Consider the following 13,248-nt stretch of genomic DNA (forward strand, 5'->3'; position numbering starts at 1 on the left):
GGCGCAGAATGCCCCCGTCTGTGCAAGCCCGGTGCTCGTGATCATCATCGCGGCCCGTGTCGCAGCTCTGCGACAGCACTGCGACGAGGAGGGGACAACTGGCCGGTATTGTATCTTGTGTACAACATCCCCCATGATTCCTGAGAGGAACCCGTCATGCGTCTGCCCAAGATCGTTCTCGCCGGTACCGCCGCCCTGGCCCTGTCCCTGACCCTGGGCGCCTGCTCCTTGTCCGTCAACGGCTCCGGCTCCGGGGACTCCAGCACGCCGGCCGCCCAGGCTGAGCAGAAGGACTCGCAGAGCGCCGACTCCAAGAACTCGTCCAAGGCCGATGCCAAGGGGGCCGCGACGGCCGACTCCCAGACCTCCTCGGGCGGCTCGGCTCAGGCCTCCACGGCCCCCAGCAGCAAGGACGGCGATCACGACGATGACAAGGACGGCGACGACGCCCCCATCACGGACCCCACCTGGAAGGACATCCAGAGCACGGGTCAGCGCACCGAGGTCTCCGGTGCGTACACCGTCCAGGGAGCTGGGGCGGCCCTCAACCTGGTCGGTGACCTCGACACGCTGACCGTCCAGGGCTCTGACGTCAAGATCGCCGCGGAGGACGTCGACAACCTCATCGTTCAGGGCTCCAACGTCACCGTCTACGCCCGCGACATCGACCACCTCACCATTCAGGGCTCCAACGTCACCGTCCACTGGCTGGGTGATGACCCGACGATCCAGGACGGCGGTGCCAACAACACCACCGGGAAGCTCTCCCAGTGAGACTGCCGTGACCCAGCCCGCCGCACCGGCTCCGTCCGCCACCGTCCTGCTCGTCGACGACGAGGCCCCCATCCGCCGCTCCCTGGGCCCTTACCTGGAGCGCGGCGGGTACCGGGTCCTGCTCGCCTCGGACGGGTTGGAGGCCCTGGACATCCTGGCCTCCTACCAGGTGGACATCATTGTCTCCGACGTCCTCATGCCCAGGATGGACGGGCGCGAGCTGGTGCGGCGGGTCAGGGCCGGTGGGGCCTGGACCCCCATCATCCTGCTCACCCAGGTGGACGCCTCCTACGAGCGGGTCTCGGCCCTCGATGACGGCGCCGATGACTACCTGTCCAAGCCCTTCGACCCCGCCGAGCTCGCCTCCCGGATCCGCGCGGTGCTGCGCCGCACCCGCGGCGTGGCCCAGCCGCTGACCTCCGCCTCCCGGCTCATGTCCGGGGAGCTCGTCCTGGAGCGGACCTCGCGTCGGGTGACCCTGTCGGGGCGCGAGGTGACGCTCACCCCGAAGGCCACGATGCTTCTGGACTACCTCATGAGCCATCCCGGTGAGCTCCACACCCGTGACGCCCTGCTGGCCTCCCTGTGGGGCATCGACTTCGCCACCTCCACGCGCGCCGTCGATCACCGTGTCCGCGAAATCCGCCAGGCCCTGGGGGACGACGCCGCCCACCCCACCTACATCGAGACGGTCCCCTCCGTCGGCTACCGCTTCCGGGCCGAGGTCCGGGCATGAGCCGGCCGCCGACGCCGCCGCAGCTGCCGCCCTCGGTTCCGCCGCGCGCGGCGCCCGCACAGGACGGCCGCACCAGCTTCCTGGGGCCGGCGGTGGACACGGGTGGTCCGCGCACCATGCCGGTCACCCGGCCCGGGGCGCCGGCTGCGCAGCCGGCCGTCTACCCGATGGCGGGCGACCCGGCGGGCCGGCAGCAGCCGGTGGCCGAGCCCCGGCCGGTCGATCCCTCGGCCGGGGCCGCTGCCGAAGCCGCCCCGACACATCTGGAACCCGCGACGCAGAAGCCCCGGCGGGCCACCTGGATCGGATGGGTGCTGGCGGTGGCGGTCGTGGCCGTCGCGGCGGCGGTCTCCTACGCGGCCTTCGGACTGGCCCCGGTGGTCATCTCGACGGCGGTGCCGCTGGTGGTGGCGGAGTTCGGGATTGCTGTGCTGCTGCTCGCCCTGGCCGCGACGGTGATCCGCCGCAGGCTGCGCCTGGCCGAGCAGCGGGGCCGACGTCAGGCCCAGGAGGAGGCGTGGTCCCGTCACCAGCAGTTCTTGCGCCGGCTGGACCACGAGCTGAAGAACCCGCTCACGGCGGTGCGGGCCGCCGTCGCCGACCTGCCGCAGGCCCCGCTCCACGAGCTGCAGGCCCGGGTCGACGTCGTCGACGCCCAGGCCCGCCGCATGGGGCGCTTGGTGACGGACCTGCGCAAGCTGGCCGACCTGGAGACGGCCACCCTCTCACTGGAGGACGTCGATATCGCCGAGACCGTCCACGACGCCGCCCAGGCGGTCGGCGAGGAGGGGACGGCTCGTGGCGGCGGGCCCAAGATCCGCCTGGATCTGCCGCAGGTGCCGTGGCCGCTGTCGCATGTGCGCGGCGACGGCGACCTGCTGTACTCGGCCGTCTACAACGTCATCTCCAACGCCTCGAAGTACACCTCGCCTGGCGGGACCGTGGAGGTGCGCGGTCGGGAGGAGTCCGGAACCGTCACCATCGAGGTGGCCGACACCGGGATCGGGGTGCCGCAGGCGGACCTGCCGGCCGTGTGGAGTGAGCTGGCCCGGGCCGGCAACGCCCGGGGCCTGCCGGGCTCGGGGCTGGGTCTGGCACTGGTGTCCACGATCGTGCGCCGCCACGGCGGCAGCGTGCGCATGGCCTCCCGTGAGGGCGTGGGAACCCGGGTCTGGCTGAGCCTGCCCGTCGCGGGCCCAGCGGATACGCCGTGACCGCATGGTGCGCCGGCGGCTGAGTCCGACGAGCCCACCATCAACCCGTCAGGTCCCTGTCGCAGTCCTGCGACAGGGCGGGAACCGGGCGGCGACAACGGCCCAGTAACGTTCCGGGCATGACGAAAGCACTCATCTCCCTGCCCTCCCTCTCCCTCATCGCCGCCCTCGCACTGAGCGGCTGCTCCCTGTCCATCGGAGGCGGCTCGTCCTCGCAGGCTCAGGGTCAGCAGACCCAGGCCAGTCAGGCCGCCTCGGACTCCGCCGGCTCCGCGGGAAGCGCCCAGGCCCCTGCCTCCTCCCCGGCGACGGGAACCTCCGGCTCCACTGGGCAGGCCGTCGCCGGCTACGAGCCCGGACAGATCCCCCCGATCCCCATGATCTCCCTGCCCGACCTCAGCCTGCTCACCCAGTCCACCGGCGCCTTCACCCCGGACCTGACACGCTCCATCACCTCCCAGCCCGGCATCACCGTCAGGCCCGCCCGCTGCGACGCGAGTGGCTCGCTCGTCTCCGGCTCCACGGTCCTTGGCGGCGACGGCTCCATGACCGCGAGCTCAGGAGCCACCTCGGTCACCAACAACGGTGACGGCTCGGGGACGTTCAACGACGGCAAGGTCTCCATCACCAACAACGGGGACGGCTCAGGCACCTACTCCGACGGCAAGGTCTCCATCACCGTCAACGGCGACGGCTCGGGCACCTACTCCGACGGCAAGCTCTCCATCACCAACAACGGTGACGGCACCGCCGTCGTCAACGGCTCCACGATCTCGGCCAAACCCGTCCCCAAGGCCGGCAAGGTCGGCACCTTCCCCTCCATCGACGCCGCCAAGCCCGTGCGGTCCTGCGGCACCGTCATCACCCTGGAGGACAGTGTCCTGTTCGACTTCGGCTCATCCGACCTGCGCGGCGAGGCCTCGACCACTCTGACCAACCTGGCTACCGTCCTCAAGGACTCCAAGGCCCCCAAGGTTCAGGTCCAGGGCCACACCGACTCCGTCTCCGACGACGTCTTCAACCAGAAGCTCTCCGAGCAGCGGGCGCAGGCCGTCTCAAGCGCCCTGAAGGCCGACGGCGTGGCCGCTGACCTGGAGTCCGTCGGCTACGGCGAGACCAAGCCGGTGGCCCCCAACGAGAACCCCGACGGCTCCGACAACCCCGGCGGCCGCCGCCTCAACCGCCGCGTCGAGGTCTTCGTCCCAGCCTTCTGAGCCATTCGGCCAGGGGGCTGGCACAGCTGCAGGTGGAGAGGCACTTGACTCCCCCGTGCACATACTGTCTATAGTGTGCATGTACAGAAGGAGTTGCTGTGTCGCTCTCGGTCGTCCTGTCCAACACGGCAGGAGTTCCCATCTACGAGCAGATCGCTCAGCAGGTCAGGGACGCGATCCTGACAGGCCAGGTGGAGGCTGACGAGATGCTGCCCTCAATCCGGGCTCTGGCCCGGGACCTGCGCGTCAGCGTCATCACCACCACCCGCGCCTACTCCGACCTCGTCGCCGAAGGCTTCCTGGCCAACGTTCCCGGCAAGGGCTACTTCGTCCTGCCCCGGGACTCCGAGCTGGTGCGCGAACAGGTGCTGCGGGAGGTCGAGGAGCACCTCGACCGCGCCGTGGAGCGCGCGCGCCTGGCCCAGCTCAGCGACGAGGAGCTCCACACCATGCTGCAGACCATCATCGCCACCTCTAAGGACAAGCAGTGAACCCCGTCGAGATCTCCCACCTGACCAAGCACTACCCGGACTTCAGCCTCATCGACGTCACCTTCTCCGTCCCCGCCGGATACGTGACGGGCTTCGTCGGGGCCAACGGCTCGGGGAAGACCACCACCATCAAAGCCGCCCTGGGCATGATCCACCCCGATTCCGGCTCGGCCACCACTGTGGGCCATGAGCGCATCGGCGTCGTCTTCGACGCCCCGCCTTACCATCCCGAATGGCGCCTGAAGGACCTGGGCCGTGGCATCGGGCGCTTCTTCCCCACCTGGTCCCAGGAACGCTACGACGCCGAGCTCCAGGCTGCGGGACTGGCCCCCACCAAGAAGGTCAAGGAACTCAGCCGAGGCATGGGCATGCGCCTGCAGATGGCGGTGGCCCTGGCCCACGATCCCGAGCTGCTCATCCTCGATGAGCCCACCGGCGGGCTGGATCCTCTGGCCCGCACCGAGATGGTGGACATGCTCGCCCAGTTCATGGTGGAGGAGGGTCGCACCATCCTGTTCTCCACCCACATCACCTCCGACCTCGATCGGTTGGCCGACTACCTGGTCATCCTCAGCCGAGGCAGGGTCGTGGCCAATGGCACGGCTGAGGAGATCCTCGACTCCTTCCGACTCGTGCGCGGTACCCCCGAGCACCTGACTGACGCCGTGCGCCAGGCCGGCCTCGGGCTGCGCAGCACGTCGCTGGGATGGGAGGCCATGATGCCGGCCGACGCCGCCGAGGCACTGGCCGAGCACATCGTCGTCGAGGCCCCCACCATCGAGGACCTCGCCGTGCACATCGCCAAGGAGGCGGGCCGTGAATGACCTCATGACCACGAATCGACGTGAGTACCCCGCCGAGGCAGCCGCAGCCGCCGAGGCGCCGGACGGTGCGACGATGAGAGGCGCCGCGGGCGGGCCCGGGCGAGTCGGTCGGGTGCTCTCCCTGGTGCGGTTGCACCTCCTGAGCCTGCGGGCTCCCCTGCCCACCCTCCTCGGCCTTCTCCTCATCGTCGGCGCCGTCAGCATCGTCTCCGGAAACATCGCCCTGGTCAGCGGATTCCTCGCGGGGGCTGCCCTGGTTGGGGGCCTATCGGGAGTGATGGTCGAGCGCTCCGGCATCAACCGTCTGTTGGCTTCCCTGCCCGTCTCCCGGGCCGACGTCGTCAACTCCTACTGGGCAGTCGCTGTGCTATCCCTCCTGGCCGCCTCGGCCCTCTACGCCGTCATGGGTCTCCCTATGGGCGTGCACCCAGGTCAGCTGCTCATCCTCCCCCTCGTCCTCATCACGGGCCAGGCCCTGGGAATTCCTGTGTTGCTGCACTTCGGGCAGGTGCGTGGCCTGTTCATCTGGGTGATTGCGATCGTGGTCCTGGGGGCGTTGGGTGTGCTGGTGCTCAGCTTCGGGCCGGTCCGAGACCTTGTACTGGGGACGATGACGGGACGCAGCCTGCTCCTGGCCCTGGGGGCCGGCGCCCTCATCGGCCTGTGGGTGCTGAGCCACCGCCTCTACCTCAAGCAGGACCAGTGAGCGCCACGATGACGGGGACGACGACGGGGGCGGCGCCGAATAGTAGGTGGGGCATTGCAGGGGCCACGCCGGCTGGGCAGTCCGGCCCCGAGGGTGGCGGTGGGATGACGCTCGCCAGGGTGGAGGCGGTGCTGCGACTCGACCTCATCGTTTTGCGTCGTCGTCTGCTGCTGCTCCTGTTGCTGCTCCTGTTGCTGCCACTGGCGCTGTTCATCACTATGGACGTCCTGGTCGGCCGTCTACAGGCGACGGTGATGATGACGGTCGCCCTGGGACTGTGCGCCCAGTACTCCCAGGGTGCTGTCGAGGCCGCTCACCGCATGGTGCGCCTCCACGGGGCGCTGCCGCTGCGGCGCAGCGAGCTGGTCGGTGCCCGCTGGGTCGAGGTGCTCGCCCTGGCGCTCCTGTCCTGTCTGGTCTACGTGCCGGTGGCCGCTCTCACCGGTGACTGGGGCGGACTCATGGCCGGCATAGTCGTCATCTGCCTGTCCGTGGCCCTCGGACTGCCCCTGTTCCTGTGCCTGGCTCCGGAGAGGGCCCTGCGGGTGTGGGGGCTGTGCCTGGGAGCGGGAGCCGGCGCCCTCTATGGCGGCACCCCGCTGCTGGCAGGGCCCGTGGCCGAGGTACTGCGCGAGCCGGTACCCGCGGTCCTGGCTGCCCTGGCCTGCCCTGTCCTCCTGGGTGCCTCCCTGGCGGTAGCCGTTCACTGGTATGGGCGCCAGGACCACTGAGAGGATCGCCCGAGAGCGTCAGTGGTGGTGGCCAGCAACGACGCCGTTCCACGGATCAGGACGTCGCCTCACCCAGTGCGCCCCGGTGGTGAATGGCAGGGACTCCCGGGGTCTTCCCCGCGGGCCGTTACCCTGGGCCTGTGACCACCGCTGCCCCGCCCGCTGCTCCCGGCGCCCCCGTCCCGCCCACGCCCGGCCCCGGTCTGTTCATCTCCTTCGAAGGAGGAGACGGCGTCGGCAAGACGACGCAGATCCGCATCCTCGCCGACCTGCTGACCGCAGCGGACGTGGACCACATCCTCACCCGCGAACCGGGCGGCACGGAGCTCGGCGTCGAGATTCGTCGCCTCCTCCTGCACGGCGGGCACGTCGCCCCGCGCGCCGAGGCCCTCCTGTACGCCGCCGACCGCGCCCACCACATCGCCACCCGCGTGCGGCCCGCCCTCGAGCGCGGCGCCGTCGTCCTGACCGACCGCTACCTCGACTCCTCCGTCGCCTACCAGGGCGCGGCCCGCTCGCTCGGCCCCCAGGAGGTCCGCGACCTGTCCCTGTGGGCCACCGAGGGGCTCCTGCCGGACCTGACCATCCTGCTCGACGGCGACCCCGGCCTGGCCGAGCGGCGCACCACCGGCCGCGGCGCCAAGGACCGCCTCGAGCAGGAGGGGGACGCCTTCCGCGCCGCCCTGCGCCAGCAGTTCCTCGCCCTGGCCCGGGCCGAGCCGGAGCGCTTCGTCGTCGTCGACGCCGACCGGTCCGTCGACCAGGTGGCCGACGACGTCATCGAGGCCGCTGTCGTCGCCGTACGCCGCCGTGGCGCGCACCTCGCCCACGGCGGGGCCCACCAGGGCGTGCTCCTGGGCCTGGAGGCCTTCGTGGAGGCCGCCGCCCGCCGCCGCGCCGCAGGATCGGGCGAGGAGGCGGGCTCATGAGCGTGTGGGAGGACGTCGTCGGCCAGGAGAGCGCCGTGGCCGCCTTTACCGCCGCAGCCAGGGCCGCCCGCCAGGCCGCCCAGCAGCGGGAGGCGCAGACCGCCGCCGGTCTGGCCCCCGAGGCGGCACGAGACGGAGGAGCCGGCTCAACAGCGGCGTCGGCCGGGCTCGCCATGACCCACGCCTGGCTCGTGACCGGCCCGCCCGGATCGGGCCGCTCGAACGCCGCCCGCGCCTTCGCCGCCGCCCTGCAGTGCACCGGCCCCGTGCCCGGCTGCGGGCAGTGCAAGCCCTGCCGCGACGTCATGGCCGGCTCCCACCCCGACGTCGTGCGCCTGGCCACCGAGAAGCTCATCATCACCATGGAGGAGGTCAAGACCCTCATCGGTGAGGCCCAACGCCGCCCCTGGACCGGGCGCTGGCGCGTCATCCTCGTCGAGGACGCCGACCGCATGGCCGAGCGCACCACCAACGTCCTGCTCAAGTCCATCGAGGAGCCCCCGCCCCAGACCGTCTGGCTGCTGTGCACCCCCAGTGCCGACGACGTCCTGCCCACCATCCGCTCCCGCTGCCGCCTGGTGACGCTGCGGATCCCGCCGGCCGACGCCGTCGCCGAGCTCCTCGTGCGCCGCGACGGCGCCGACCCCGAGCTGGCCGCCCGAGCCGCCCGCGCCAGCCAGTCGCATATCGGGCTCGCCCGCCACCTGGCCACCGACGCCGGCGCCTGGGACCGGCGCCGCCGCCTCCTGCTCGCCCCGGTCTCCCTGCGCAGCGTCGGCGACGCCGTCCTGGCCGCCGCCTCCCTGGTGGAGGCCGCCGAGTCCGAGGCCAAGGAGGCCACCGCCGAGCGCGACGCCCGCGAGAAGGCCGAGCTCACCCGCGCCCTCGGCCTGGAGAGCGACGGGAAGATCCCAGCGGCCCTGCGCGCCCAGATCCGCCAGCTCGAGGAGGACCAGAAGCGCCGCGCCAAGCGCGCCCGCACCGACGTGCTGGACCGGGCCATGATCGACCTGCTGTCCTTCTACCGTGACGTCCTGACCACCCAGATGGGCAGCGACGTCGAGCGCGTCAACCTCGACCTGTCCGAGGCCGTCGACCAGGCCGCCCGCACGACGAGCCCCGAGCAGTCCCTGGCCCGCATCGCCGCCATCGAGGAGTGCCGCAGTCGCCTGCGCTCCAACGCAGCCCCCCTGCTGGCCGTCGAGGCCCTCATGGTGCAGCTGCGCCCCCAGGCCGAAGGAAGGTGAGTCCCCCGCCCCGCCCGACCCGCGGCGGGGCATGAGGTCGCGTCGTCGGGCCCGGACCACTGCCGCCGCGACCTCCAAAACCAGGACGGCCGCGGCCGGGTGTGCAAGAGTCGTGACATGACCGTGACACAGTCCGGGGCCGAGGGCGGCGGCCACGCCGCTCGGTTCGAGCCGATCATCCGCAGATCGAGCCCGCAGGAGCGGGTCATCGCCTGGGGACTCATCGCCGTCGGCCTGCTGGGGCTGGCCACCGGGCTGGCGATCATGACCTATGGGCAGTTGCGGGGGATGCTCGCCTGCCTCGCCGCGGCGACACTGTGCCTCCTCATGGGCTACCTGACCCTGCGGCCGCGGACCGTCTTCGACCGGAGCGGCATCCACAGCAGGACGCTGCTGCGCTCCTACGACCTCGCCTGGCCCGGCTCCCGGAACGACTTCGACATCACCCGGGAGACTCGCTCCGCTCGACGCATCGCTGGCGCGGGCCCGAGCGTGCAGGCGACAGTGCGCAGCGAGGCGGGCACGGTGGTGCTGGGAGGAATGACCACTCGGGCACTCACCGAGCCCAGGGCTCGCTACCTCATGGAGGACGAGCTCGATCGGCTCTGGGCCTGGGCCGCCTCCTGGGGGCTGGTGCCCGCCGAGGACCCGGAGGGCAACGGCACTCGCGGGGGAGAGGGCAACGGCCCATCTCATCCCTGAGAGGGACCATGCACCGGCTGGTCAGTTCATATGATGCTGCTCATGGAAACGAGAATGAAGCATCCTCCCAAGAATCGGCCTTATCGGTCCTCGCCCGCGGGCGTGGACGAGGCGAGAGGCTCCGGTGGCCTTCGACGCCGTCGGGTGTCCGCTGGGGTGCTGGCGGCTGTGGCGGGTGTGTGCCTGGGGGTGGGGGCCGGTGCGGTTCCTGCTGCTGCGGTGCCCGCTGCGGGGCCGGCCCCGGCTGCGGCTGCGACGAAGGCGGCGGTGCCCAAGGGGCTGGAGTCCTTTTACGGTCAGAAGGTCGAGTGGTACGACTGCGTGGCCACTGCCGGGGTGGAGAAGTCGGATGACAAGACCGGTTTTCAGTGCGCCAAGGTCAAGGTGCCGCTGGACTACTCCCAGCCGGGCGGTCAGACCATTGAGATCGCGATGAAGAAGCACCTGGCCACCGGCTCGGTGCGCCAGGGCACCCTCTTCATCAACCCCGGTGGCCCCGGTGGATCCGGGGTGGAGGCCGTCAGCACGATGGCAACCTCGACCTTCGCCGGCGTACAGAAGGCCTACGACATCATCGGCTTCGACCCCCGCGGCGTCGGCTCCTCCACCGCCATCACCTGCACCTCCGACACCGAGGTGACGGCGATGGCGGAGGCCGCCCCGGTCACTGCCGGAGACGGCGCCACGGCATTCGAGCAGCGAGCCGCCGCCATCTCCGCGCAGTTCAAGCAGTTCGAGGCCAGCTGCGCGGCGAACACCAAGCCTGCCGAGCTGCTCGACCATGTGGACACCGTCTCGGTGGCCCGGGATCTTGATGTCCTACGGGCCCTGTCCGGGGACCAGAAGCTCAACTACACGGGCTTCTCCTACGGCACCTACCTGGGGGCGACCTACGCCGAGCTCTTCCCCACCAACACCGGCCGCATGGTCCTCGACGGCGCCCTGGACCCCAGCCTGACCTACAACGAGCGCAGGCAGGGGCAGGCCCTGGGCTTCGAACGGGCGCTGCGCAACTATGTCGCCTGGTGCCAGTCGGGACAGAACTGCCCCCTCACCGGTGACACCGACGCGGGCGTCAAGCAGATCGGAGACGTCTTCACCTCGGCCAACCAGTCGCCCGTGCCCTCCTCGGACCCGAACCGTCCGGTGACAGGCGAGGACATGAAGCAGGTGATCTCGCTTCTGCTCTATTCTCCGGAGACTTCCTGGGGGACTGGCAATGAGGCCCTGGCGCAGGTCATCAACGAGCACGACGCCTCGATCTTCAGGACGATACTGAGCCGGCTCGACGCTCAGCCCGTGGTCAGCACCGGTGCGATGATCGGCACCAACTGCCTGGACTACCGGGTCGAGGGCGACATGGCCACCTGGAAGGCGCAGAGTGAGGAGCTGGAGAGGATCGCCCCCCGCTTCGCCACTATCGCGGAGGCCGGTGACCTCGGCTGCCAGGCCTGGGGGCACACCGGCACCCAGCCGCCCAAGGCGCTCCACGCCAAGGGGGCCGCGCCGATCCTCGTGATCGGGACGACCGGCGACCCGGCCACTCCGCACGAGTGGGCCGTGGCCCTGGCCGATCAGCTGGACTCCGGCCAGCTCCTCACCTGGGAGGGCAATGGGCACACGGCCTACGCGAACTCCGGGCACGGCCCCTGCATCACCAAGGCGGTCGACACCTACCTGCTCACCGGCACCATGCCCAAGAAGGGGCTGACGTGCCACGGCACGCAGTGAGACCTCAAGGAACCGCTACCCTCCTGCCGGCTCTCCACTGAGGATCGTCAAGGAGTGCCGCGGGTACTCATCACCGTGGTTGGGGCGCCGGAGACAGACGCCCCAACCACGGTTCTTCTCTGCTCTCACATGCCTGCCCATGACGCGGACAGGTTCCGTTTACTGTTTGTAATATAACGTTTATGAAAAATAGCGTGAATGAATTATCTGGTCCGCGACGAGTCGCTCCAGGGCGTCGTCGGGTGTCCGCCGGGGTGCTGGCGGCTGTGGCGGGCGTGTGCCTGGGGGTGGGGGCCGGTGCGGTTCCTGCTGCTGCGGTGCCCGCCCCGGCTGCGGCTGCGTCGTCCAAGGCGGCGGTGCCCAAGGGGCTGGAGTCCTTCTACGGTCAGAAGGTCGAGTGGTATAACTGCGTGACCACTGGTGGTATGGCGAAGTCCGCTGACAGGACCGGTTTTCAGTGCGCCAAGGTCAAGGTGCCGCTGGACTACTCCCAGCCCGATGGCCAGACCATTGAGGTCGCGATGAAGAAGCACCTGGCCACCGGCTCGGTGCGCCAGGGCACCCTCTTCGTCAACCCCGGCGGCCCCGGCTACTCCGGAGTAGACATGGTGGAGAGCAACGAGGCCCAGTTCTCGCCCACTCTCAACCAGGCCTACGACATCATCGGCTTCGACCCCCGCGGCGTCGGCTCCTCCACCGCCATCACCTGCGACGACGGCGCGGGCCAGCAGCCCGCCAAAGCCGCCCAGGGGGGCATGGGTGTCAACGACCCCCAACCCGGCTCCCTCGTCGCCGACGCCGCCGGGGACGACCCCACCCCCTTCCGGGACGCTGAGAATCCTGCTGCCGACGGCGGTGCGGAGGGCAACATCAGTTTCCCGACCCTGATCGACGAGATCACCAAGGACTTCAAGCAGGAGGAGGCCAACTGCGCCGCCCACACCAAGCCGGCCGGTCTGCTCGACCATGTGGACACCGTCTCGGTGGCCCGGGATCTTGATGTCCTGCGGGCGCTGTCCGGGGACCAGAAGCTCAACTACCTGGGCTTCTCCTACGGCACCTACCTGGGGGCGACCTACGCCGAGCTCTTCCCCGCCAACACCGGCCGCATGGTCCTCGACGGCGCCGTCGACCCCTCCCTGTCACTGGGGGACCGGGCCGCCGGGCAGGCCAAGGGCTTCGAGACCGCACTGCGCACCTACGTCCAGCAGTGCCAGTCCGGCCAGGCCGTCCAGGTAGGCCAGAGCTGCCCCCTGACCGGTGACGCCGACGCCGGAGTCCAGCAGGTTCGGTCCCTCATCGCCTCAGCCGACAAGACGCCGCTGAAGACCTCGGACCCGAACGTCACCGTGGACGGCAGCACGATCCGCAGCGCCATCCGCCGACTCCTGTACTCCTCCGAGTACTGGCCCCTCCTCACCTATGCCCTCGACCAGGCCATCACCCAGAAGGACGGCTCCTACATCCAGGTGTTCTACGGCAAGGTGACCGCCGGAGGCAGCGCCCCGACCTTCTACGCCGTCAACTGCCAGGACATCCCCGTCCAGGGCGACATGACCAGCTGGGAGAAGGACTACCAGCAGATCCTCCAGAGCTCGCCCACCTTCGGCGCCTCCTTGGGCAACCAGGATGCGCGCTGCCAGGCTTGGGGGCACAACGGGACCCGCAAGCCCGCTCCCATCCACGCCAAGGGGGCGGCCCCCATCCTGGTGGTGGGCACCACCGGTGACCCGGCCACGCCCTACGCCTGGTCCCAGGCCCTGGCCGATCAGCTCGCCTCCGGCCGGCTCCTGACCTGGGAGGGCAACGGCCACACCGCCTACGGACGCTCGGGGGCCTGCGTCCAGAAGGCCGTCGACACCTACCTCACCAGCGGGACCATGCCCGAGGAAGGCCTGACCTGCAAGAACGGACAGTGACGCCGGACCGTCCCCGCCCCCGGGGCCTCG

The 13,248-nt window shown here is 70.4% G+C and carries 13 protein-coding genes; all 13 read left to right on the forward strand.

What is annotated here, in order from left to right:
- The first annotated feature begins 156 nt into the window (after nucleotides 1–156).
- The 13 genes from HMPREF2883_RS05195 (at nucleotide 157) to HMPREF2883_RS05255 (ending at nucleotide 13,218) form a co-directional block, all read left to right on the forward strand.
- Nucleotides 157–774, forward strand: coding sequence for a DUF3060 domain-containing protein (locus HMPREF2883_RS05195; RefSeq protein WP_070659387.1), 618 nt, complete (start codon nucleotides 157–159; stop codon nucleotides 772–774).
- 7 nt (nucleotides 775–781) lie between these two features.
- Entirely contained in the window at nucleotides 782–1,510 is a 729-nt protein-coding gene (locus HMPREF2883_RS05200) for a response regulator transcription factor (protein WP_070659389.1), read from the forward strand.
- The gene (locus HMPREF2883_RS05205; RefSeq protein ID WP_256277342.1) at nucleotides 1,507–2,724 is read left to right on the forward strand and encodes a sensor histidine kinase; all 1,218 of its coding nucleotides are present in this window, start codon (nucleotides 1,507–1,509) and stop codon (nucleotides 2,722–2,724) included. Before HMPREF2883_RS05200 ends, HMPREF2883_RS05205 begins: the two co-directional genes overlap by 4 nt.
- 119 nt (nucleotides 2,725–2,843) lie before the next feature.
- Nucleotides 2,844–3,938 carry an OmpA family protein gene (locus HMPREF2883_RS05210; protein WP_070659391.1) on the forward strand — a complete coding sequence of 365 codons (1,095 nt, stop codon included), beginning with the start codon at nucleotides 2,844–2,846 and terminating at the stop codon, nucleotides 3,936–3,938.
- A 98-nt stretch (nucleotides 3,939–4,036) separates the two neighbouring features.
- A complete protein-coding gene (locus HMPREF2883_RS05215; protein ID WP_070659393.1) occupies nucleotides 4,037–4,429 on the forward strand; it encodes a GntR family transcriptional regulator in 393 nt (130 codons plus the stop codon).
- On the forward strand, nucleotides 4,426–5,253 hold the full coding sequence (locus HMPREF2883_RS05220) for an ABC transporter ATP-binding protein (RefSeq protein ID WP_070659395.1): 828 nt from the start codon (nucleotides 4,426–4,428) through the stop codon (nucleotides 5,251–5,253). Before HMPREF2883_RS05215 ends, HMPREF2883_RS05220 begins: the two co-directional genes overlap by 4 nt.
- Complete coding sequence (locus tag HMPREF2883_RS05225; RefSeq protein WP_070659397.1) at nucleotides 5,246–5,959, forward strand: ABC-2 transporter permease; 714 nt, start codon at nucleotides 5,246–5,248, stop codon at nucleotides 5,957–5,959. The genes HMPREF2883_RS05220 and HMPREF2883_RS05225 overlap by 8 nt, the downstream gene beginning before the upstream one ends.
- The gene (locus HMPREF2883_RS05230) at nucleotides 5,956–6,690 is read left to right on the forward strand and encodes an ABC-2 transporter permease (protein ID WP_070659399.1); all 735 of its coding nucleotides are present in this window, start codon (nucleotides 5,956–5,958) and stop codon (nucleotides 6,688–6,690) included. Before HMPREF2883_RS05225 ends, HMPREF2883_RS05230 begins: the two co-directional genes overlap by 4 nt.
- 140 nt (nucleotides 6,691–6,830) lie before the next feature.
- Nucleotides 6,831–7,619, forward strand: coding sequence for a dTMP kinase (gene tmk / locus HMPREF2883_RS05235; RefSeq protein WP_070659449.1), 789 nt, complete (start codon nucleotides 6,831–6,833; stop codon nucleotides 7,617–7,619).
- Nucleotides 7,616–8,866: a DNA polymerase III subunit delta' gene (locus HMPREF2883_RS05240; protein WP_070659401.1), complete on the forward strand. Its 1,251-nt coding sequence runs from the start codon at nucleotides 7,616–7,618 to the stop codon at nucleotides 8,864–8,866. The genes tmk and HMPREF2883_RS05240 overlap by 4 nt, the downstream gene beginning before the upstream one ends.
- Nucleotides 8,867–8,983: 117 nt before the next feature.
- Nucleotides 8,984–9,568 carry a hypothetical protein gene (locus tag HMPREF2883_RS05245; protein ID WP_070659403.1) on the forward strand — a complete coding sequence of 195 codons (585 nt, stop codon included), beginning with the start codon at nucleotides 8,984–8,986 and terminating at the stop codon, nucleotides 9,566–9,568.
- A 54-nt stretch (nucleotides 9,569–9,622) separates the two neighbouring features.
- Nucleotides 9,623–11,299, forward strand: coding sequence for an alpha/beta hydrolase (locus tag HMPREF2883_RS05250; RefSeq protein WP_256277343.1), 1,677 nt, complete (start codon nucleotides 9,623–9,625; stop codon nucleotides 11,297–11,299).
- A gap of 182 nt (nucleotides 11,300–11,481) precedes the next feature.
- Nucleotides 11,482–13,218 carry an alpha/beta hydrolase gene (locus HMPREF2883_RS05255; RefSeq protein ID WP_070659407.1) on the forward strand — a complete coding sequence of 579 codons (1,737 nt, stop codon included), beginning with the start codon at nucleotides 11,482–11,484 and terminating at the stop codon, nucleotides 13,216–13,218.
- The last annotated feature ends 30 nt before the right edge of the window (nucleotides 13,219–13,248 follow it).

Origin of the sequence: Actinomyces sp. HMSC075C01 (assembly GCF_001812965.1) — a bacterium.
Taxonomy (GTDB): Bacteria; Actinomycetota; Actinomycetes; order Actinomycetales; family Actinomycetaceae; genus Actinomyces; species Actinomyces acetigenes.

What these genes read in the sequence shown, in the direction of transcription:
- HMPREF2883_RS05240 (WP_070659401.1), top strand. Translation starts at nt 7,616, where the DNA reads ATGAGCGTGTGGGAGGACGTCGTCGGCCAGGAGAGCGCCGTGGCCGCC.
- HMPREF2883_RS05250 (WP_256277343.1), top strand. Translation starts at nt 9,623, where the DNA reads ATGAAGCATCCTCCCAAGAATCGGCCTTATCGGTCCTCGCCCGCGGGC.
- HMPREF2883_RS05255 (WP_070659407.1), top strand. Translation starts at nt 11,482, where the DNA reads ATGAAAAATAGCGTGAATGAATTATCTGGTCCGCGACGAGTCGCTCCA.
- HMPREF2883_RS05210 (WP_070659391.1), top strand. Translation starts at nt 2,844, where the DNA reads ATGACGAAAGCACTCATCTCCCTGCCCTCCCTCTCCCTCATCGCCGCC.
- HMPREF2883_RS05205 (WP_256277342.1), top strand. Translation starts at nt 1,507, where the DNA reads ATGAGCCGGCCGCCGACGCCGCCGCAGCTGCCGCCCTCGGTTCCGCCG.
- HMPREF2883_RS05245 (WP_070659403.1), top strand. Translation starts at nt 8,984, where the DNA reads ATGACCGTGACACAGTCCGGGGCCGAGGGCGGCGGCCACGCCGCTCGG.
- HMPREF2883_RS05195 (WP_070659387.1), top strand. Translation starts at nt 157, where the DNA reads ATGCGTCTGCCCAAGATCGTTCTCGCCGGTACCGCCGCCCTGGCCCTG.